The 20,741-nt window shown below is 63.2% G+C and carries 18 protein-coding genes; 11 read left to right on the top strand and 7 right to left on the bottom strand.

What is annotated here, in order from left to right:
* Positions 1-183 precede the first annotated feature (183 nt).
* Positions 184-1,479 carry an efflux RND transporter periplasmic adaptor subunit gene (locus tag AC1DWF_RS02085; protein WP_476786334.1) on the top strand — a complete coding sequence of 432 codons (1,296 nt, stop codon included), beginning with the start codon at positions 184-186 and terminating at the stop codon, positions 1,477-1,479.
* A complete protein-coding gene (locus tag AC1DWF_RS02080) occupies positions 1,476-4,610 on the top strand; it encodes an efflux RND transporter permease subunit (RefSeq protein ID WP_476804374.1) in 3,135 nt (1,044 codons plus the stop codon). Before AC1DWF_RS02085 ends, AC1DWF_RS02080 begins: the two co-directional genes overlap by 4 nt.
* Positions 4,611-4,643: 33 nt before the next feature.
* On the opposite strand, the gene AC1DWF_RS02075 is transcribed toward AC1DWF_RS02080, so the two are convergent.
* Both AC1DWF_RS02075 and alr read right to left on the bottom strand, forming a co-directional pair.
* On the bottom strand, positions 4,644-5,897 hold the full coding sequence (locus AC1DWF_RS02075; protein ID WP_476788795.1) for a D-amino acid dehydrogenase: 1,254 nt from the start codon (positions 5,895-5,897) through the stop codon (positions 4,644-4,646).
* Positions 5,898-5,911: 14 nt separating this feature from the next.
* Complete coding sequence (gene alr / locus AC1DWF_RS02070; RefSeq protein ID WP_476784873.1) at positions 5,912-7,045, bottom strand: alanine racemase; 1,134 nt, start codon at positions 7,043-7,045, stop codon at positions 5,912-5,914.
* 131 nt (positions 7,046-7,176) lie between these two features.
* Between alr and AC1DWF_RS02065 the strand changes: the two genes are divergently transcribed.
* Positions 7,177-7,641 (top strand): Lrp/AsnC family transcriptional regulator, encoded by a 465-nt coding sequence (locus AC1DWF_RS02065; RefSeq protein WP_476784874.1) that lies wholly within the window; start codon positions 7,177-7,179, stop codon positions 7,639-7,641.
* A gap of 41 nt (positions 7,642-7,682) precedes the next feature.
* On the opposite strand, the gene AC1DWF_RS02060 is transcribed toward AC1DWF_RS02065, so the two are convergent.
* From AC1DWF_RS02060 to AC1DWF_RS02050, 3 genes are all read right to left on the bottom strand, one after another.
* Positions 7,683-9,116, bottom strand: a complete 1,434-nt coding sequence (locus AC1DWF_RS02060) for an NAD-dependent succinate-semialdehyde dehydrogenase (RefSeq protein WP_476841412.1) — start codon at positions 9,114-9,116, stop codon at positions 7,683-7,685.
* An 82-nt stretch (positions 9,117-9,198) separates the two neighbouring features.
* Positions 9,199-10,320, bottom strand: a complete 1,122-nt coding sequence (locus AC1DWF_RS02055; RefSeq protein WP_476788796.1) for an NAD(P)/FAD-dependent oxidoreductase — start codon at positions 10,318-10,320, stop codon at positions 9,199-9,201.
* A gap of 1 nt (position 10,321) precedes the next feature.
* Positions 10,322-11,008: a GntR family transcriptional regulator gene (locus AC1DWF_RS02050; protein ID WP_476785330.1), complete on the bottom strand. Its 687-nt coding sequence runs from the start codon at positions 11,006-11,008 to the stop codon at positions 10,322-10,324.
* Positions 11,009-11,201: 193 nt separating this feature from the next.
* Between AC1DWF_RS02050 and AC1DWF_RS02045 the strand changes: the two genes are divergently transcribed.
* Complete coding sequence (locus AC1DWF_RS02045) at positions 11,202-12,572, top strand: aspartate aminotransferase family protein (protein ID WP_476785329.1); 1,371 nt, start codon at positions 11,202-11,204, stop codon at positions 12,570-12,572.
* Between the two features lie 74 nt (positions 12,573-12,646).
* On the opposite strand, the gene AC1DWF_RS02040 is transcribed toward AC1DWF_RS02045, so the two are convergent.
* Complete coding sequence (locus AC1DWF_RS02040) at positions 12,647-13,399, bottom strand: SDR family NAD(P)-dependent oxidoreductase (RefSeq protein WP_476785328.1); 753 nt, start codon at positions 13,397-13,399, stop codon at positions 12,647-12,649.
* Positions 13,400-13,480: 81 nt separating this feature from the next.
* Complete coding sequence (gene pcaQ, locus AC1DWF_RS02035; protein ID WP_476785327.1) at positions 13,481-14,398, bottom strand: pca operon transcription factor PcaQ; 918 nt, start codon at positions 14,396-14,398, stop codon at positions 13,481-13,483.
* A gap of 93 nt (positions 14,399-14,491) precedes the next feature.
* Between pcaQ and pcaD the strand changes: the two genes are divergently transcribed.
* From pcaD to AC1DWF_RS02000, 7 genes are all read left to right on the top strand, one after another.
* Positions 14,492-15,289, top strand: coding sequence for a 3-oxoadipate enol-lactonase (gene pcaD / locus AC1DWF_RS02030; protein ID WP_476785326.1), 798 nt, complete (start codon positions 14,492-14,494; stop codon positions 15,287-15,289).
* A gap of 7 nt (positions 15,290-15,296) precedes the next feature.
* Positions 15,297-15,707 carry a 4-carboxymuconolactone decarboxylase gene (pcaC, locus tag AC1DWF_RS02025; RefSeq protein ID WP_476785325.1) on the top strand — a complete coding sequence of 137 codons (411 nt, stop codon included), beginning with the start codon at positions 15,297-15,299 and terminating at the stop codon, positions 15,705-15,707.
* A complete protein-coding gene (gene pcaH, locus AC1DWF_RS02020) occupies positions 15,697-16,452 on the top strand; it encodes a protocatechuate 3,4-dioxygenase subunit beta (RefSeq protein WP_476804373.1) in 756 nt (251 codons plus the stop codon). Before pcaC ends, pcaH begins: the two co-directional genes overlap by 11 nt.
* Entirely contained in the window at positions 16,452-17,066 is a 615-nt protein-coding gene (gene pcaG / locus AC1DWF_RS02015) for a protocatechuate 3,4-dioxygenase subunit alpha (protein WP_476788798.1), read from the top strand. Before pcaH ends, pcaG begins: the two co-directional genes overlap by 1 nt.
* A gap of 3 nt (positions 17,067-17,069) precedes the next feature.
* Positions 17,070-18,134 (top strand): 3-carboxy-cis,cis-muconate cycloisomerase, encoded by a 1,065-nt coding sequence (locus AC1DWF_RS02010; protein ID WP_476841411.1) that lies wholly within the window; start codon positions 17,070-17,072, stop codon positions 18,132-18,134.
* Between the two features lie 87 nt (positions 18,135-18,221).
* Entirely contained in the window at positions 18,222-19,394 is a 1,173-nt protein-coding gene (pobA, locus tag AC1DWF_RS02005) for a 4-hydroxybenzoate 3-monooxygenase (protein ID WP_476841410.1), read from the top strand.
* Positions 19,395-19,551: 157 nt separating this feature from the next.
* A complete protein-coding gene (locus AC1DWF_RS02000; RefSeq protein WP_476784092.1) occupies positions 19,552-20,724 on the top strand; it encodes an ABC transporter substrate-binding protein in 1,173 nt (390 codons plus the stop codon).
* Positions 20,725-20,741 lie beyond the last annotated feature (17 nt).

Here is a 20,741-nt window from a genome sequence, read left to right as displayed (position 1 = left end):
CCCTCGCCAGGGTGCGAGTGCAGCCATTGGCCATATTAAATCTTGGTAACTCAGCCTCGATTTACTCGCCGCTGCTGATCCGCTTCCTACATTTGCAGGGACAGCTCGTCGTAAGGCGCAGCCGAAAGATGTGTTGTCGCGGGGCGCGCGTGGAAATGGCCCCCTGCGCCCAGGAGCTGTCTCATGTGGACATTCCGCTCTGCCGTATTGGTCCCGATGGCACTTGCCGTCGCAGCGGCGTTGCTGCTGTTTCCGGGATTGATCGATACGGCCAAACGGCATGCTGCCGGCGCCATGGCAAGCCTTGAGGCACCCCAGCAGGGAGCTAGCAAGGCTGGCAGCGCAGCCCGCGCGGATCCAAAAGCGCAGCACGGCAACGCGATAGCCGTTTCGGTCGCGCCGGCACAAAGCGGCTCATTTCCTGTGGTGACGAGAGCTTTTGGCACCGTGCAGTCACCGGCGGTGGTCGAAGTCGGCGCCCGCATATCGAGCCAGGTGACGGAAATCCACGTCAAGGACGGCCAGATGGTGAAGGCCGGCGACCTGTTGATCTCGCTTGACGACCGTTCGTTGCGTGCGCAGCTGGCGCGCGACCAGGCGACCCTTGCCAAGGACAATGCCTTGGTGGTCAGCACCACGGCAGACATGAATCGCGCCAAGGATCTCGCCAGCAAGCAGGCCGGCACGCAGCAGGCCTATGACTTGGCCCTGGCGTTGCAGCTGGGAGCGCAAGCGAACGTCGCTGGCGACCAGGCGGCGATCGATGCCGACCAGGTTCAGCTCGACTACACCATGATCAAGGCGCCGATATCGGGGCGACTGGGCGCCGTGCAAATCGCAGTCGGCGACATCGTAGGCAACTCGTCCAGCGCGTCGAACACGACCACTGGTCTCGTTACCATCACTCAGGTCGACCCGCTGGAGGTGACCTTTCACCTTGCGGAATCGGAGTTGCCGACCTTCAGGCAGCTGATGAACAGCGGCAATGCGCCGACCGTCAAGGCACTGGGGAGCGCGAGTCCCGAAGTCATTGCCTCAGGCACGCTGGATTTCATCGACTCGGCTGTCGATACGACGTCGGGCACCATCGCCATGCGCGCCACCTTCTCCAACGGCAATCTGGCGCTTTGGCCGGGCCAATATGTCGACATCCAGATCGATCAGGCCGATTTGCCCAATGCAACGATCATTCCCACCGTGGCCCTGCAGGCCGGTCAGCAGGGACAGTTCGTTTGGCTCGTGCGACCTGACAACACGGTTGAGCTTCGCCCGGTCAAGGACACGGCCAACGAAGGCACAGCGTCGGCTATCGCCTCGGGTCTCAATCCTGGCGAACAGGTAGTGACCGAAGGACAGTTGCGGCTGAAGCCTGGTGCCGCCGTGCTGCCGACGGCGGTGGCAGGCACCAGCTCCACCGCGCCCCAGGTTGAACCTGCCGCCTATGTCGCCCCGCAGGGTTCGGCTGGACGCAAACAATGACGATCTCCGAATTCTGCATTCGCCGGCCGGTCGCAACGCTTTTGATGTCGATCGCGCTGGTGATGGCCGGGCTGTTTGCCTACACCAAGCTGCCCGTGGCAGCGCTGCCCGAGGCGGATTTTCCGGTCGTCAACGTCTCGGCAAGTCTGCCCGGCGCCTCGCCCGACACCATGGCCACATCAGTGGCGACGCCACTGATCAAGCAGTTCGCCACAATCGCCGGCATCGACAGCATTTCAACGACCAATTCGCTCGGTTCGACCTCGATCTCGATCCAGTTCGTCCTCAACCGCAACATCGACGCCGCCGCAGCTGACGTGCAGGCCGCGATCGCGCGCTCGGCCCGCGCCCTGCCGGCCGACCTGCCGTCGCCGCCGAGCTATCGCAAGGTCAATCCAGCCGATGCCCCGATCTTGTTGCTGGCGCTTAAGAGCGACGTCGTGCCGCTTACCGATCTCGACGCTTTTGCCCAGCAGGTGATCTCGCCGTCATTGTCGACGCTCGACGGCGTCGCGCAGGTCTCGATCTACGGCAGTCAGCAATTTGCGGTGCGCATCCAGGTCGATGCCAATGCGCTTGCCGCGCGTGGAATCTCGACCGCCCAGCTCTCGACCGCGATCGCGGCGGCCAATTCGAACGCGCCCCTGGGGACGTTGCAAAACAACCAGCAGCAGCTGACCATCGTTGCCAATACCCAACTCGACAACGCGGCGGAATTTGCCAATCTCATCATCTCCAGCAGTGGCGGCAAGCCGGTTCGGCTCGGCGACGTCACGCGGGTGATCGATTCTGTCGCCAACACCCAGACCGCAAGCTGGCATGACGGCACGCGCGCCATCCTTCTCGCCGTGCAGCGTCAGCCGAATGCCAACACGGTCGCAGTTGTCGACAGGGTCAGGGCGATGCTGCCGACTTTCCGCAGCGAATTGCCGGCATCGGCCTCGATCGAGACCCTCAACGATCGCGCCGTATCGGTACGGGCCGCTGTCAGCGACGTGCAGTTCACGCTTGGCTTGACGATCGCGCTGGTCATTTTGGTGATTTTCATCTTCCTGCGCCGGATTTGGGCGACGCTCATCCCGGCACTTGCCGTGCCGATTTCGCTGATCGCGACGCTCGGCGTCATGTATCTCTTCGGCTTTTCCATCGACAACATCTCGCTGATGGCTCTGACGCTTTCTGTCGGGCTGGTGGTCGACGACGCCATCGTCATGCTGGAAAATATCGTCCGTCATATAGAGGAGAATGGCGAAAGCGCGTTTGAAGCCGCCCTGAAGGGCTCGCGCGAAATCGGCTTCACCATCATTGCGATTTCGCTTTCGCTTGTGGCGGTGTTCATCCCCGTCCTTTTGATGGGCGGCGTGATCGGCAAGATATTCTACGAATTCGCCATCGTGGTCGTCGTCGCCATATTGGCCTCGGCCTTCGTTTCGCTGACGCTGACGCCGATGCTGGCGTCACGGCTCCCGATCGCCTCGCACAGCGATACAGGGCTCGGCGGCATGCTCGAGCGCGGCTTCGAAGCGGTCCTGCGCGGCTACGACAGATTGCTCAAGCTTTGCTTCCGCTTCCACCCGTTCGTTTTCGCGATCTTCCTGTGCACGATCGGCATGACCGTCTATCAGCTGCAAACCATGCCGAAGGGCTTTTTCCCGCTCGAAGACATCAGCCAGCTTCAGGTCACGACGCTGGCGCGCCAGGATATCTCCTTTGATGCGATGAAGGGACTCCAGGCCCAGGTTGCGGATGTTTTCGCCAAATCGCCCTATGTCGCCCATGTCGCCTCCAACGTCGGCGGCGGTGGCGGCGGTTCAGGTGCAATGAACTCGGCCCGGCTTTTTGTCGAACTGAAGCCCAAGACCGAGCGCCCGCCTCTGCAGCAGGTACTTGTCGAGCTGCGCCGGCAATTGGCTCCGATAGCGGGAATACAGGCCTTCATGTCGCCGGTGCAGAACCTGTCGGTTGGTGCGCGCGCCTCGGCCAGCCAGTACCAGCTGGTTGTCCAGAGCCTGGATGAAAGGCTGATGAACCAGTGGGCGCAGAAGCTGACTGACGCGATGACAGCCGAAAGGACCGTTTTCGCCGATGTCAGCTCCGACCTGCAGAACAATGCGCTTCAGGCGCAACTCGTCATCGACCGCGACAAGGCCGCTTCGCTCGGGATCACGGCCGACGTGCTGCGCTCGACGCTCTATGGCGGCTTCGGCACGCAGCAGGTTTCGACCATCTACACAACGAGCGATAGCTACGACGTGATCATGGAGGTCGACCCGAAGATCGACTGGACTCCCGAACGTCTGTCGGGCATCGAGGTCGCCGGCGCCAACGGTACGCTGATCCCCTTGAGCGCGTATTCGCATATCGAAAGCGTCGCGGGTGCCCTGACGGTCAACCAGCTAGGGCAGCTTCCCGCCGTTACCATCTCCTACAACCTGCCTGACAAGGTCGCCCTGGGCGACAGCATCGCCGAGATCGACAAGCTCAAGGCCCAGATCGGCATGCCGCCGAATGTCACCACTAGCTACTATGGTACGGCCAAGACTTTCCAGGATGCCGCCGCCAACCAGGGCCTGCTGATCCTTGGCGCAATCCTGACCATCTATGTCGTGCTCGGCATGCTCTATGAGAGCTTCATCCACCCGCTGACCATCCTCTCCGGTCTGCCTGCGGCGGCGGTCGGCGCGCTGCTCGCGCTTTCCTGGCTTGGCTTCGATCTGTCGGTGATTGCCGTTATCGGGCTTCTGATGCTGATCGGCATCGTCAAGAAGAATGCGATCATGATGATCGACGTCGCGCTCACCTTGCAGCGCGACGGGATGGCGCCGGCGCAGGCCATTCACAAGGCCTGCCTGATGCGGTTTCGCCCGATCATGATGACGACATTCGCCGCGATGATGAGCACCTTGCCCATCGCGCTGGGCACTGGCGCCAGCGCTGAGTTGCGCCAGCCGCTCGGCATCGCGGTCGTCGGCGGGCTCGTCGTGTCGCAGACGCTGACACTGTTCGTCACGCCGGTGCTTTATCTCTACATGGAGCGGCTTGGCGCCTGGACGCAGCAGATCTTCGCGGGCGCGAAGAAGGTTGAGCCGGAACCGGTCGAGAGCAAAAAGGAGCTCAAGGCCGCGGAGTAGCTGGGCCGAAGCAAGCCGGCCCAGCTCTCTGCTTTACGCGTAGCGCGACAGCGAAAGGTCGGCGACGTCGATCTCTGGGCGGTTTCCACCGATCATGTCGGCSAGCACGCGRCCCGAGCCGCAGGCCATSGTCCAGCCCAGTGTGCCGTGGCCGGTGTTGAGGTAGAAGTTGTCGAACTTCGTGCGCCCGATGACCGGCGTGCCATCCGGCGTCATCGGCCTGAGCCCACTCCAGAAGGTGGCGCGGCTCTGGTCGCCGGCGCCGCCGAACAGGTCCTCGACCGAGAACTGCAGCGTTGCCTTGCGCGACGGCGACAGATCGGTGTTGAAGCCGGCGATCTCGGCCATGCCGCCGACGCGGATGCGGTCGCCGAGGCGGGTGATCGCGATCTTGTAGGTGTCGTCCATGACGGTGGAGACCGGCGCGCGCGCCTCGTCGACTATCGGCACGGTGATCGAATAGCCCTTCACCGGATAGACCGGCACGTTGAGCCCGAGCGGCTTGACGAAAGCCGGCGTGAAACTACCGAGAGCGCCGACGAACATGTCGGCCTCGACCTCGCCTTCCGAGGTGCTGACGGCGACGATGCGGTTGCCTTGCTGGCGCAGGCCCTCGAGCTTGACGCCGAAGCGGAACTCGACGCCGAGGCCTTCCGCGAGCTTCGCCAGTTCGTTGGTGAACTTGAAGCAGTCGCCGGTCTCGTCATTGGGCAGGCGCAGGCCGCCGGCAACCTTTTCGCGCACTGGTGCCAGGCCCGGCTCGGCGGCAACGCAGCCCGAGGCATCCAGCACCTCGAAAGGCACGCCGTCGCTCTGCAGCACCTCGATGTCCTTGGCCATGCCGTCGAGTTGCTTCTGGTAGCGGAACAGCTGCAGCGTGCCTTGCGTGCGGTGGTCGTATTCGATGCCGGTGTCTTCGCGCAGCGCAATCAGGCAGTCGCGGCTGTATTCGGCGAGCCTGACCATGCGGCTCTTGTTGAGCGCGTAGCGCGACGAGGTGCAGTTGCGCAACATCGCCGTCACCCAGCGCCAGGTCGACATGTCCAGCATCGGCTGGATGATCAGTGGCGCGTGCTTCATGAACAGCCACTTCATCGCCTTTTGCGGGATGCCGGGTGCTGCCCAGGGCGAGGCGTAGCCGGGCGAGATCTCGCCGGCATTGCCGAAGCTGGTCTCGAGCGCGGGACCCGACTGGCGGTCAAGCACGGTGACCTTGTGGCCAGCCTTGGCCAGGTAGTAGGCGGAGGTGACGCCGATGACACCGGCACCGAGAATGACTATGCGCATGATTGCCCCTGTGGTTAGCGCGCTGCCGGGCTGAGGTAGCGGCGATTGTAGCGCCGGCCCAGGCTGGTCAGGATTTCGTAGGAAATGGTGCCGGCGTCCGCCGCAATCATCTCAAGCGTCTGGTGCGGGCCGATGAGTTCGACCATGTCGCCGAGCTTGAGCGTGCCAGGCGCCAAAGCGGTGACATCGAGAATGATGCTGTCCATCGACACGCGGCCGACGATCGGCAGGCGCACGTCGCCGAAATAGGCAGCGCCCGAATTGCTGAGATGGCGCGGCAGCCCATCGGCATAGCCGGCGGCGATGGTGGCTAGCCGCATCTCCGACTTGGCAATGAAGCTCGCGCCATAGCCGATCTCGGTATCCACTGGGACGGTGCGGGTCTGCACCACGCCGACCTCGAGCCGCACCACTGGCCGCATCGGATTGCCGCTCCCGGAGTACGGCGCACCGCCATAAAGTGCGATTCCCGGACGTGCTAGGTCGCCGCGATAGTCTTCACCGAGGAAGATGCCGGCCGAATTGGCAAAGGACAGCTTGGTGTCGGGGAAGCGGCTGCGGACGAGGCCCATGCGGGCCAACTGCCGGGCATTGGCGCCATGCGCAGGCTCGTCGCCGCAGGCAAGGTGGCTCATGATGATGTCGACATGGATGCCTTCGAGGCGCGCAGGCTCGGCGAGCAGTATGTCGGCCTCCGCCTGCTCCAGCCCGAGCCGCGACATGCCCGTGTCGGCCTGGACCGCCGCCGGCAAGGTCGTGCCGCGCGCCTTGGCCGTCGCCGACCAGTTGGCGACCTGCGCGAGCGAGTTCAGCACCGGGACGATGCCGAGGTCGGCGCAATCATTCTCGCTGCCCGGCAAAAGACCGTTGAGCACGAGGATGCGTGCGTCGGCGGCGAGGTGAGGCTTCAGCCTGACTGCCTCGATGAAATGCGCGACGAAGAAGTCGCGGCAGCCGGCGTCGTAGAGCACGGGTGCGACCTCCGCCACGCCGAGCCCATAGGCGTCGGCCTTGACCACCGCTGCGGCCTTGCCGGGCGCGGTTTGCCGGCACAGATGCTCGTAATTCGCCGCAAGCGCTGCCAGATCAATGGTCAGCACGCCACAAGCCGCACGGCTTTCGATGTCGCTTTGCGCACTCATGTTCATTTCCGGAAAACGGTCCTCACCAAGCCAAGAGAATACCGCAATGATCGGCGGAAATCTTGCCAATGTGACGAAGCTTGTGCGAACAACGACGATGAATTGAAATTTTCTTCGGTGATTTGAAAGGAAATGCGATGTCCTCTCTGGATGCTATCGACCGTGGCATCATCCGGGCGTTGCGTGCCAATGCGCGCGTCAGCAACGCCAAGCTGGCGGCTGAGGTCGGGCTGTCGGCATCGGCATGCCTGCGGCGGGTGCAATTGCTGGAGCAGGAAGGCGTGATCCGTGGCTATACCGCGATCATCGGCAACGCCGCCGCCGACGAGGGCATCGCCGTCATCGTCCAGATCACGCTGGAGCGGCAGACCGAGGAATATTTCAACCGCTTCGAGCTTGCGGTGCGGCGCTATCCCGAGATCAAGGAGTGCTACCTGATGACCGGCGACTCTGATTATTTCTTGCGCGTAGAGGTGGCGAGTGCCGCCGATTTCGAGCGCGTGCACAAGGAGATTCTGTCGGCGCTGCCGGGGCTCGCTCGCATCCATTCGAGCTTTTCGATCCGCAACATCTTGCAGTCGAAGCGGCCGAAGACGTCGTGAAGAAAAGCCGACGCCCTTTTGGGCGCCGGCTTGAATGCCGCCTAGACGGCTGCCTGGGTCACGAATTTGGTGACCAGATAGGCCTCGAGCGCTTCCGATCCGCCTTCCGAGCCATAGCCGCTGTCCTTGATGCCGCCGAACGGCGTTTCCGGCAGCGCCAGGCCCAGATGATTGATCGTCAGCATGCCGGTCTCGATCTCGGCGCCGAGGTCCGTCACCGTCTTGTTCGACTTGGTGAAGGCATAGGCCGCAAGCCCGTAGGGCAGGCGGTTGGCCTCAGTCACGACATCGTCGAAGCTCTTGAACGGCACAACCAAAGCGACCGGGCCGAAGGGCTCCTCGTTCATSRYGCGCATGTCGGTGCGCAGGCCTGACAGCACCGTCGGCTCGAAATAGGAGCCTTTGTTGCCGATGCGCTTGCCGCCGGTCTCGATCTTGGCGCCGTCGGCGACGGCTTCATTGATCAGCTTTTCGACGGCTTCCAGACGGCGTTCGTTGACCAGCGGGCCCATGCGGCTGCTGGCGTCGAGACCATCGCCGACCTTCACCGCCTTGGCATGTTCGACGAACTTGCCGAGGAAGCGGTCGTAGGAGCCTTCCTGGATCAGGAAGCGCGTCGGCGACACGCAGACCTGGCCGCCATTGCGGAATTTCGAGGCGGCGAGCGTTGCTGCTGCGGCATCGATGTCGGCGTCGTCGAACACCATCGCCGGCGCATGGCCACCGAGTTCCATCGTCGCACGCTTCATATGCGTGCCGGCAAGGGCTGCCAGATGTTTGCCGACCGGCACCGAACCGGTGAACGACACCTTGCGGATCACCGGATGCGGCACGAGATACCCCGAAATTTCAGGCGGATTGCCATAGACAAGATTGAGCACGCCGTCGGGCAGGCCGGCATCCCTGAAGATGTCGCCGAGGCAAGCTGGCGAGGCAGGCGTTTCTTCCGGCGGCTTGACGATGATCGAGCAACCGGTGGCGAGAGCCGCGCCGATCTTGCGCACCGCCTGCGACACCGGGAAGTTCCACGGCGTGAACRCCGCCACCGGGCCGACAGGCTCTTTGACGACGAGCTGCTGGATACCCGGAGCGCGGGCCGGAATGACGCGGCCATAGGTGCGGCGGCCTTCTTCGGCGAACCAGTCGAACAGGTCGGCCGAGGACAGTATCTCCATCTTGGCTTCGCCGACCGGCTTGCCCTGTTCCTGCGTCATCAGCGCTGCGATCGCGTCGGCGCGTTCGCGCATCAGCTCTGCGGCGCGACGCAACACTTTGCTGCGCTCGAACGGCGAGACCTTGCGCCACACCTTGAAGCCGCGTTCGGCGGCGGCGAGTGCCCGGTCGAGGTCGCCCTTGCCGGCCGAAGCGACCTTGCCGATCACCTCGTTGGTCGCGGGATTATAGACGTCGATGGTCTTGCCGCCTTCAGCAGCCGTCCATTTGCCGTCGATGAACAGTTTCACTTCCGGGTACATTTTGTGTCCTTGCTGAGTCGTCGTGAGGATTGGGCGGGGGCTTGCGTCGGTGCTGGCCTAGACGCGAGTCTGGGAGGCTTGGCTAGAGATAGGTTGGCGCAAGTCTTTGTGCCACCAGTTCAGCGATCGCCAGCGACGAGGTCAGTCCCGGGCTTTCGATGCCGAACAGGTTGACCAGGTTTTTGACGCCATGGCTTTCCGGACCCTGGATGACGAAGTCGGCCGCAGGCTCGCCGGGGGCCGAGAGCTTGGGGCGGATTCCGCTATAGGTCGGGCTCAAGCTGCCGTCGGCGAGGTCGGGCCAGTATTTGCGGATCTCGCCATAGAAATGGTCGGCGCGACGAGGATTGACCGCGTAGTCCTTTTCTTCGATCCACTCGACGTCGGGGCCGAAGCGCATGCCACCATTGAGGTCGATTGTCAGGTGCACGCCAAGCCCGCCCGGCTCGGGCACCGGATAGATCAGCCTGGAAAAGGCTCGTTTGCCTGTGACCGAGAAATAATTGCCGCGCGCCATCAGAAGCTTTGGCACGAATTGCGGATTGAGGCCGTCGAGCCTGCTGGCGAGTGCGTTCGCGCCGAGCCCGGCTGCGTTGACGAAATGGCGAGCAGCGATCTCGTAGTCGCTGCCGGTGCTGCGGTCATGCGTTTGCAGCACGAAACGATCAGCTTCGACCCGTCCCGACACGATCTCGGTGTTGAGGCTCAGATATGAGCCACACTCCTCGGCCTCGCCGAGCAGCGCCAGCATCAACGCGTGGCTGTCGACGATGCCGGTCGAGGGCGACAGCACGGCGGCAGTGCACGTCAGCCTCGGCTCCATGGCAGTCGCTTCGGCAGCGCTCAGCATGACGAGGTCATCGACGCCGCACGCTTTGGCTTTGTCGATGATGCCTGCAAGCATCGCCACCTGCTCGGGCAGCGTCGCCACGATTAGCTTGCCACAACGCTTGTGCGGGATGTTGCGTTCGTCGGCATAGGCATAGAGCTTCGCCCGGCCTTCGACACAGAGCTTCGCCTTCAGGCTGCCGGCGGGGTAATAGATACCGGCGTGGATCACCTCCGAGTTGCGCGAGCTGGTCTCGGTGCCGATGGCATCTGCCGCCTCGATGATAACAGTTTCCATGCCAAGCCGGCTAAGTTCGCGCGCAACGGCAAGGCCGATGACTCCGGCGCCGGCGATGATGCAGTCTACCGTGTCCATCTCAGGCGGCACTCCCGGCCGGCTTCAGAGCGGCGAGCTGGTCGATGATGAATGAGCTTGCGCCCCTGATATCGTCGACGATGGCGCGTTCGGCCTTGTCGGCGTCGCGGGCTTCGATGGCGGCGAGGATCACATGATGCTGGTCGATCATCGCCCGTCCGCCGTGCTCGTACGACGCCGCGATCATCGGCCCCATCTGCAGCCACAGCCGGTTGAGGATGCCGCGCAGCACCGTCATGTTGGCGATCTGGGCAAGGGCGAAATGGAAGGTCTGGTTGAGTTCGAGCGCTGTCGCCCAGTCCTGGGAGGCGATTGCCTGTTCGTTGCGCATTATCAGGTCGCGCAGGCGGGCTATGTCCTTGGCCTCGGCCTTGAGTGCTGCCTCGCGGGCGGCCAACCCCTCGAGCTTCATCCTGATCTGGCGGATTTCGAGATAGCGCTCCAGCGTCATCACAGGCACGCGCACCTCGCGCGCCGATTTCTGCACAAGCGCCTCGTCCTGGATCAGCCGCAGGATGGCGTCGCGCACCGGTGTCACGGAGGTGCCGAGCGATTGCGCGAGATCGCGAATGGTCAGCCGGGCGTCTGGCGCAAAGCGCCCCTTGATCAGCGCGTCAGACAGCTGGGCGTAGACAATCTCGCCGAGATTGTCGTGTTCCACCACCTGTAGGCCGAAATTCTCGTTCATCGCTGCCCGATCCTGCCGACAGGCGTGGCCTGCTTGCGGGCCTGCGCTGGCCCTTGACAGTCCTGTGTCGGAAAAACATGATGCATCAAACAGCAAAATTCGGATTTTGCAAGAGCGGCCATGGACTGGCCGGATCGATTGAACGCGGATAGCAAGCACGCCCGCGAAAGCCACCCGAGCAGAGGAACTCATCATGGACAGCCAGCCCAATTCGCCCGAGGCGCGCGACAAGAAATACCACATGCACGCCTACACCAATGCCCGCCGGCATCAGGAAGTCGGCCCGCTGATCATCGAAAAAGGCGACGGCATCTATGTCGAGGACATTTCGGGCAAGCGCTACATCGAGGCGATGTCGGGCCTGTGGAGCGTCGGCGTCGGCTTCTCCGAGCAGCGCCTTGTCGATGCCGCAACCAAGCAGATGTCCAAGCTGCCCTTCTACCACAACTTCACCCACAAGGGTCACTCGCCACTGATCGACCTGGCTGAGAAGCTGGTCACCATGGCGCCGGTGCCGATGAGCAAGGCGTTCTTCACCAATTCCGGATCCGAGGCCAATGACACGGCCATGAAGATGATCTGGTTCCGCTCCAATGCGCTCGGCCAGCCGCAGCGCAAGAAGATCATCTCCCGCAAGCGTGCCTATCACGGCGTCACCATCGCTTCGGCCAGCCTCACCGGCCTGCCCAACAACCACCTGTCCTTCGACCTGCCGATCGCCAACGTGTTGCACACCTCGTCGCCGCACCACTGGCGCGAGGCGCTGCCAGGCGAAACGGAGCAGGAATTCTCGACGCGGTTGGCTGACGATCTCGAAAAGCTGATCCTGGCCGAAGGCCCCGAGACCATTGCCGCCTTCTTTGGCGAACCGGTCATGGGTGCGGGTGGCGTCGTCGTGCCGCCGGCCGGCTACTGGGAGAAGATCCAGGCCGTTCTGCAGAAATACGACATTCTGCTCGTCGCCGACGAAGTCATCTGCGGTTTCGGCCGCACCGGCAAGATGTTCGGCACCGAAACCTACGCCATGAAGCCCGACATCATGGTCATGTCGAAGCAGATCTCGTCGTCCTACCTGCCGATTTCGGCCATGCTGATCAATGACAAGGTGTTCGAGCCGATCGCCGACGAGAGCAACCGTATCGGCACTTTCGGCCATGGCTTCACCGCTGGCGGCCACCCAGTCGCTGCGGCCGTCGCGATCGAAAATATCAACATCATCGAAGAGCGCAACCTGGTCGACAACGCCCGCGAAGTCGGCGCCCACATGCAAAAGCGTCTGGGCGAACTGACCTCGCACGATCTCATCGGCGAAGTCCGCGGTGTCGCGCTGATCGGCGCCATCGAATTGGTCACCGACAAGGCGACCAAGGCGCCATGGGGCAACGCCGGCGCGCTCGGCGGCCTCGTCAACGGCATCCTGCAGCAGAACGGCGTCATCTCCCGCAACATGGGCGACGCGCTGGCCTTCTGCCCGCCGCTGATCATCAACGAAAAGCAGGTCGACACCATCTTTGATGCGGTCGAACTGTCGCTCGATCAGGCAGCCAAGCAGATCAAGGCCTGATCTCAGGCCACCAAATCAAAACGCCCGCCGGAGCGATCCGGCGGGCGTTTTCGTTCTGTCGGACTACAAAGTGCTCAGACGTGTTGGCCGCCATTGATGTGGATTTCGGAGCCGGTGACGTAGGACGCCTGGCCCGAGCACAAGAAATAGATGATGTCCGCGACCTCGGAGGTCAGGCCCAGCCGGCGCATCGGGATGGTCTCGACGATCTTGTCGGTGCCGGGTGACAGGATCGCTGTGTCGATCTCGCCGGGCGCGATCGCATTGACGCGGATGCCGTGCGGGCCGAAGTCGGCCGCCATCTCGCGCGTCAGCGCGCCAAGTGCCGCCTTGGACGTCGCATAGGCAGTGCCGGCGAAAGGATGAACGCGGGTTCCAGCGATCGAGGTCACGTTGACCACCGAACCTTTTGCCGCCGCCAGTTCCTTGAACAGGCCGCGCGCGAGCATGATCGGGGCCAGCAAATTGACCTGATACACGTCGCGCCAGACATGCATCGGCGTGTCTATCGAGTTCATCCGGCCGCCGCCCTGGTGCTTGGGCGAAATGCCGGCATTGTTGACCAATGCGTGCAGCATGCCGCCTTCTTTTTCCAGCCGCTGGCGGATTTCCGAAACAGCGCTGCCGACGTCGCCCTGGTCGGCGAGGTCGACCTTGATGTGATCGTCCGGGCCGGCTGGCCACGGGCAGTCGTCGGAAAATGCCTGGCGCGAGCAGGTGATGACGCGCCAGCCTTCGCGCGAAAAGCGCTTCACCGTCGCATGGCCGATACCGCGGCTGGCTCCGGTCAATACGATCGTCTTTCGCCCTTCGGTTTTCTCGGCCATCTCATCCTCATTCCAAGCTTGAAGCGTATGTAGCGGATGCATCCCCCCATTGCGAGGGGGCACGACGAATGGCGGCCGCTTTCAGCCGCGCTCGGCGGCTGCCTCGCGAATGGTCTTGAGCAGGATCGAAAACGCGGGCGAGGGCTGCGTGTCGGTGCGCATGGTCAGCCCCACCGGCCCGCGTGTCTCCGAGGTGTCGACCGGCAGCATCTTCAGCGTGCCGGCCTTGATGTCGTCGCTGACAACACCGTGCGAGATGATCCACACCGCGTCGCTCTGGCGTACGAAGGCGCGGCCGAAGGCGTCCGAAACCGTCTCGATCTCGGTTGGGATCGAGGCTACGCCATTGGTGATGAAGAAACGTTCGACAAAGGGCCGGATGATCGAGCCGCGTGTCGGCATCAAAAGCGGAAATTCGCTCAGCCGCTCGAACACGTCCTGGTCTGCCTTGAGCAGCGGGTGGCCGGCGCGCACCACAAACACCACCTGCTCGGAATAGAGGTGTTCGAAGAAAAAGCCGGTCATCTTCTCGGGTGCCGCCAGGCGTCCGACAACGAGGTCGAGTTCGCCGAGCCTGAGCTGTTCAAGCAGCACCGCGTTCTCGCCGGTGACGATCTTGATCGTGCCGCCGGTATTTTCGCTGAGGAAAAGGGTCATCGCGCGCGGCATGATATGCGCTGAAACCGTCGGCAGCGCGCCGATGCGGATCGGTGGAGCGCCTTCGGCGCGTGAATTGGCAACCGAATCGATGCCTTGCCTGAGCGCAGTGATCGCCATGCCGGCATGCTGCATGAACACTTCGCCCGAGCGGGTGATCTTGATGCCGCGTCCGTCGCGCTCGAACACCGAAACGCCGAGCGCTTCTTCCAGTTCGCGGATCGTCTTGGTCACCGCCGGCTGGCTGACATTCAAAAGCCCGGCCGCCTTGACCACGCTTTTCTGGCGCGCGACTTCTAGGAAAGTCTGGAGGTGGCGGAACCTGACACGGCTTTCGATCATGGCTTTTCATAACCCAGCAGTTAAGAGAAGGCCACAAAATATCATTTTACCAAACCAAACAACTCATTCACTGTCATCACGAGGAGAAATCGAGTGCAGTTCACAGACATCGGCGGCATCACGCTGCACCACCAGCTCATCGGCGGGCCCGCGGACAAGCCGGTCATCGTCTTCGCCAATTCGCTGGGCACTGATTTCCGCATCTGGCGCGACGTCATCGTCCGCCTTGCCGGCGATTTTCCCATCGTCACCTATGACAAGCGCGGCCATGGTCTATCCGACATCGGCACGGCTCCCTATTCGATGGACGACCATGTCGGCGATCTCGCTGGCCTGCTCGATCATCTCAAGGTCAAGAACGCCATCATCTGCGGCCTGTCGGTCGGCGGGCTGATCGCGCAGGGCCTTTATGCCAGGCGCCCCGATCTGGTGAGCGCGCTCATCCTTTGCGATACCGCCCACAAGATCGGCACGACCGAATCCTGGAACACCCGCATCGCCGCTGTCGAAAAGGACGGGATCGGCCCCATTGCCGATGGCGTCCTCAAGCTGTGGTTCACGCCGGAATTCCATGAAAAGCGTGGGGCTGACCTGACCGGCTACCGCAACATGCTGGTGCGCCAGCCGCTCGCCGGCTACGCCGGAACCTGTGCTGCGCTGCGCGACGCCGACTACACCGAAGCCGCCAAGGCGATATCGGTGCCGACCCTTTGCGTCGTCGGCGACCAGGACGGCTCGACGCCGCCGGCACTGGTGCGCTCGATGGCCGATCTCATCCCGGGTTCGCGTTTCAAGATCATCGACGGCGCCGGCCACATCCCTTGTGTCGAGCAGCCGGAAGCGCTGGTCGCCCTCATGCGGCGCTTCGTTGCCCGCCTTCCACTGGAGTGAACTGACAATGAACCCATCGGCGCCAGCCTCGACCAGGTATCGCGAAGGTCTCGCCGTTCGACGCTCCGTGCTCGGCGATGCCCATGTCGACCGCGCCGAAACGGCCTCGACCGATTTCGACCGGCCGTTCCAGGAGCTGATCACCGAGGCCGCCTGGGGCACGGTGTGGGCGCGCCCGACCTGGAGCAAACGCGAGCGCTCAATGGTCACGCTGGCGCTGCTGGCAGCGCTCGGCCATGACGAGGAGGTGGCGATGCATGTGCGCGCCACCGTCAACACCGGGGCGTCGCGCGAAGACATCTGTGAGGCCTTCCTGCACGTGGCGATCTACGCAGGCGTGCCGGCGGCCAATCGCGCCATCAAGATCGCCAAGCACGTCTTCGCCGAAATGGATGCAGGCAAGTCCGATGACCACTGATCCCAGTTCCCACCGCAAGCCCGAGACGGGCGCCTTTTTCCAGCGCGACCGCGACTGGCACCCGCCGGCCTTCACGCCGACCTACAAGACCTCGGTGCTGCGCTCGCCGCAAAAAGCGCTCCTGTCGCTCGACAACACCATTTCCGAGATCACCGGTCCGGTCTTCGGCCACAACATGCTGGGTGAACTCGACAACGACCTGATCCATAACTTCGCCAAAGCAGGTGAGAGCGCGATTGGCGAACGCATCATTGTTTATGGACGCGTGCTCGACGAGCGCGGCAAGGGGGTGCCGGGGGCGCTGCTCGAGTTCTGGCAGGCCAATGCCGGCGGCCGTTACCGCCACAAGAAGGAGGGCTACATCGCCGCCCTCGACCCGAATTTCGGTGGCTGCGGCCGCGCCATCACCGACGAGGACGGTTCCTACGCTTTCCGCACCATCAAGCCGGGACCCTATCCCTGGCCGAACGGTATCAACGACTGGCGCCCGGCGCACATCCACTTTTCGGTCTTCGGCCACGGCTTTGCCCAGCGCCTCATCACCCAGATGTATTTCGAGGGCGACCCGATGATCTGGCAGTGCCCGATCGTCAAGACGATCCCAGATCGCGCTGCGATCGAGATGCTGGTCGCAGCGCTGGACATGCAAGCCACAATCCCGATGGACGCGCGCGCCTACAAGTTCGACATCGTGCTGCGCGGCCGCCGTTCGTCGCTGTTTGAAAACCGCCTGGAGGGCAACTGATGGTTCAGGCTCTCAATCGGCTCAAGGAAAGCCCCTCGCAGACCGCAGGTCCATACGTCCATATCGGCCTGACGCCCAATTTCTGCGGCATACCGGGCGTCTTCGAAAAAGACCTCGGCACCGAAATGGTCAACGCCAAGACCAAGGGCGAGCGCATCACCGTGCGTGCCCGGGTGCTCGACGGCACCGGCACCCCGCTCAAGGACGCGTTGATCGAGATCTGGCAGGCCGATGCCGCTGGCCTCTACAACTCGCCGTCCGAGTTGCGCGGTGCCGCCGATCCCAATTTCACCAGTTGGGGCCGCAAGGCCCCCGACATGGTTTCGGGCGAATGCGTCTTCGAGACCATCAAGCCCGGCCGCGCCCCGTTCAAGGACGGCCGACTGATGGCCCCGCACATCAGCTTCTGGATTGTCGCACGCGGCATCAATCTGGGGCTCAACACGCGCATGTATTTTGCCGACGAAGAACAGGCCAATGCGGAGGATCCCGTGCTCGCCCGCATCGAGCACCGTCATCGCGTGGCGACCCTCATCGCCGCGCGCGAGGGCGATGCCTATGTCTTCGATATCCACCTCCAGGGCGACAAGGAAACGGTGTTCCTTGACATCTAAGCCATGACAGTATCGCCATTCGATCACCCCTATCTGTCCGGCCTGCTCGGCGACGAGCAGGTGACKCGCCAGTTTTCCGTGGAAGCGGAGTTGGCGGCGATGGTCGCGTTCGAGCGCGCCCTTGCCGAGGTGGAAGCGGCCGAAGGCGTGATCGGCAGCGATGCCGCTGAGGCCATCGTTTCGGCGCTGGCTTCGTTTGTTCCTGACGTGGCAGCGCTCAAGCAAGCCGTTGCTCGCGATGGCGTCGTCGTGCCCGAACTTGTGCGCCAGCTGCGTGCGGCAATTGGCAAGCCGCATGGCGACAAGCTGCATTTCGGCGCCACGAGCCAGGATGTCATCGACACGGCACTGGTGCTGCGCCTGAAGGTGATTGCCGACCGGTTCGACGCTCAGCTCGCAGGTGTCATCTCCAAGCTAACCGCACTCGAACAGCGTTTCGGCACCAATCCCCTGATGGGCCGCACGCGCATGCAGGCGGCGATCGAAATCAYTGCCGCCGACCGGATCAGCGCCTGGCGCGAACCGCTCGAACGCCATCGCGCTCGCCTCGCTACGATCCGCCCCGAGCTTTTGGTGGTCCAGTTTGGCGGTGCAGCCGGCACGCTGGAAAAGCTTGGGCCCAAGGCGGTCGCCGTGCGCGAGGCGCTGGCGCAAAAGCTCGGGCTTGGCGACGCCCCGCAATGGCACAGCCAGCGCGACCGGCTCGCCGATTTCGCAAGCCTGTTGTCGTTGATCACTGGCAGCCTCGGCAAGTTCGGCCAGGATGTCGCGCTGATGGCGCAGTCCGGCGACGAGATTGCGCTCAGCGGCGGCGGCGGCTCATCGGCCATGCCGCATAAGCAAAACCCGGTCGCAGCCGAAGTGCTGGTCACGCTCGCACGTTTCAATGCGACGCAGCTTTCGGGCATGCATCACGCTCTGGTGCATGAACAGGAACGCTCGGGCTCGGCCTGGACGCTGGAATGGCTGCTCCTGCCGCAGATGGCGGTGGCGACGGCGGCATCTCTGAGGCTTGCCGACACGCTCGCCGGACAGATCGAATCGATGGGCGCCAAGGCGGGCACCTAGCCCGAGGCGCAGGCAACCAAGCGCCCCGCCGATAGCTGGCCGAAACGGTCACGCAACGGATGGGCAGCGAGGCAAGAAGGACAACAAATGCGCACGCAAGTAGTCATCATCGGCTCCGGCCCTTCGGGTCTTCTGCTCGGGCAACTGCTCGCCAACAGCGGCATCGACAACGTCATCCTCGAGCGCGTCGACCGCGACTACGTGCTCGGTCGCGTCCGCGCCGGCGTATTGGAGCAGGGCATGGTCGATCTGCTCGACGAGGCGGGTGCCGGCGCGCGCATGCATGACGAGGGCTTGCCGCATGACGGCATCTCGCTTGCCTTCGACAGCCGTCTTCACCGCATCGATCTAGCGGCCCTCACCGGCGGCAAGCGTGTCATGGTCTATGGCCAGACCGAGGTGACGCACGACCTGATGGACAAGCGCCAGGCTGAAGGCCTGACCACCATCTATGATGCCAAGAACGTTACGCCGCAGGGTTTCGACACCGACGCGCCCTTCGTCACATACGAGAAGGATGGCGTCACCCATCGCATCGATTGCGACTTCATCGCCGGATGCGATGGCTTCCATGGCATCAGCCGCAAGTCGGTTCCCGAGGGCGCGATCAAGACCTATGAGCGCGCCTATCCGTTCGGCTGGCTCGGCATCCTGGCCGAGGTGCCGCCGGCCGATCACGAGCTGATCTACGCCAATCATCCCAGGGGGTTCGCGCTGTGCTCGATGCGCTCGACCCACCGCAGCCGCTACTATGTCCAGTGCCCGCTCGACGACAAGGTCGAGGACTGGAGCGACGACCGCTTCTGGGACGAGTTGCGCCTCCGCCTGCCACCGGAGGTCGCAGAACGCGTCGTCACTGGCCCGTCCTTCGAAAAGTCGATCGCGCCGCTGCGCTCCTTCGTCRCCGAGCCGATGCGCTTCGGCCGCATGTTCCTCGTCGGCGACGCTGCCCACATCGTCCCGCCCACCGGCGCCAAGGGCCTCAATCTCGCCGCCAGCGACGTGCGCTACCTCTATGATGGCCTGCGCGAGTTCTACCAGGACAAGTCGAGYGCCGGCATCGACGTCTACTCGGCGCGGGCCCTGTCGCGCGTCTGGAAGGCGGTGCGTTTCTCCTGGTGGATGACCACCATGCTGCACCGCTTTCCCGACACCGACGATTTCGGCCAGCGCATCCAGGAGGCCGAGTTGGACTATCTCGTACATTCGCAAGCGGCATCTGCCTCGCTCGCCGAAAACTACGTTGGTTTGCCCTACTGATGTACTGAGGAAACAAGCAGATCACATATCCGTCAGGTTATAGGATGTGCGTTTCTTTTCATTTTACATTACCGTTTCGAGCATGACACTTGGCACGATACGGAGAAACCGAGACTGGCGCGCCCGACAGTGCCGGCTCGACCACATGGAGGAAAAATTGAAGAAGTCTGTTTTGGCCGCTTTGGCGGTTTTGGCGCTTTCCAGCGCTGCCTTTGCCGACACCATCAAGGTTGGCGTCGTTGGTCCTTTCTCCGGCCCGTTCGCTATCCAGGGCAAGAATTTCAAGGCCGGCATCGACGCCTGGATGGCGCTGAACGGCACGAAGGTTGGCGACAACGACATCGAGATCGTCTACCGCGACCTGCCGGCCGCCGATCCGGCGCAGTCCAAGGCGCTGGCCCAGGAACTGGTCGTCAAGGAAGGCGTGCAGTATCTCGCCGGCTTCTACTTCACCCCTGACGCCATGGCTGTGACCCCGCTGCTCGAGCAGGCCAATGTGCCGCTGGTCGTCATGAACGCCGCCACTTCGGCGATCGTCACCAAGAGCCCGCTGATCGTGCGCACCTCCTTCACCACCTGGCAGACCTCGGCGCCAATGGCCAAGGTCGCCAAGGAGCGCGGCGTCAAGAAGGTCATCACCGTGGTCTCCGACTACGGCCCGGGCGTCGATTCCGAAAACGCCTTCAAGACCACCTTCACCGCCGAAGGCGGCGAGGTCGTCGATTCCATCCGCTTGCCGCTGTCGACCAACGACTTCAGCCCGATCATGCAGCGCGTGAAGGATTCCGGCGCCGATGCCGTGTTCGCCTTCCTGCCGTCGGGCCCGACCACACTCGGCTTCGTCAAGGCCTACAACGAAAACGGCCTGGCAAAGGCCGGCATCCAGTTCCTGGCACCCGGCGACCTGACCCAGGAGTCCGACCTGCCGGCACTCGGCCAGGCGGCCGAAGGCCTGCTGACGACCTTCCACTACGCCGTCTCGCATGACTCGGCCGAAAACAAGAAGTTCGTCGAGGCGGCCCACAAGGCGATCGGCAACCCGGCCGAACTGTCCTTCCCTTCGGTCGGCGCCTATGACGGCATGCACGTCATCTACAAGATGATCGAGGCGACCGGCGGCAAGCAGGACGCCCAGAAGGCGGTCGACGCCGTCAAGGGCCTTGCCTGGGAAAGCCCGCGCGGTCCGGTTTCCATCGATCCCGAGACCCGTCACATGACGCAGAACATCTATCTGCGCGAGGTCGCCAAGGCCGCTGACGGCACCTACTACAACAAGGAAATCGCGACCTTCGAAAAGCAGGGCGACCCCGGCCTTGCGGCTGCGAAGTAACAGCGTTACGCCAACGA

The organism is Aminobacter sp. P4_D5 (genome assembly GCF_056401815.1).
Note: the sequence above shows the minus strand (reverse complement) of the source record. Positions and strands in the feature narration are given on the sequence as shown.

Coding starts and splice junctions, on each gene's coding strand:
- AC1DWF_RS02085 (WP_476786334.1), top strand. CDS start 184: ATGTGGACATTCCGCTCTGCCGTATTGGTCCCGATGGCACTTGCCGTC.
- AC1DWF_RS02080 (WP_476804374.1), top strand. CDS start 1,476: ATGACGATCTCCGAATTCTGCATTCGCCGGCCGGTCGCAACGCTTTTG.
- alr (WP_476784873.1), bottom strand. CDS start 7,045: ATGAACATGAGTGCGCAAAGCGACATCGAAAGCCGTGCGGCTTGTGGC.
- AC1DWF_RS02065 (WP_476784874.1), top strand. CDS start 7,177: ATGTCCTCTCTGGATGCTATCGACCGTGGCATCATCCGGGCGTTGCGT.
- AC1DWF_RS02055 (WP_476788796.1), bottom strand. CDS start 10,320: ATGGACACGGTAGACTGCATCATCGCCGGCGCCGGAGTCATCGGCCTT.
- AC1DWF_RS02050 (WP_476785330.1), bottom strand. CDS start 11,008: ATGAACGAGAATTTCGGCCTACAGGTGGTGGAACACGACAATCTCGGC.
- AC1DWF_RS02045 (WP_476785329.1), top strand. CDS start 11,202: ATGGACAGCCAGCCCAATTCGCCCGAGGCGCGCGACAAGAAATACCAC.
- AC1DWF_RS02040 (WP_476785328.1), bottom strand. CDS start 13,399: ATGGCCGAGAAAACCGAAGGGCGAAAGACGATCGTATTGACCGGAGCC.
- pcaQ (WP_476785327.1), bottom strand. CDS start 14,398: ATGATCGAAAGCCGTGTCAGGTTCCGCCACCTCCAGACTTTCCTAGAA.
- pcaC (WP_476785325.1), top strand. CDS start 15,297: ATGAACCCATCGGCGCCAGCCTCGACCAGGTATCGCGAAGGTCTCGCC.
- pcaH (WP_476804373.1), top strand. CDS start 15,697: ATGACCACTGATCCCAGTTCCCACCGCAAGCCCGAGACGGGCGCCTTT.
- pcaG (WP_476788798.1), top strand. CDS start 16,452: ATGGTTCAGGCTCTCAATCGGCTCAAGGAAAGCCCCTCGCAGACCGCA.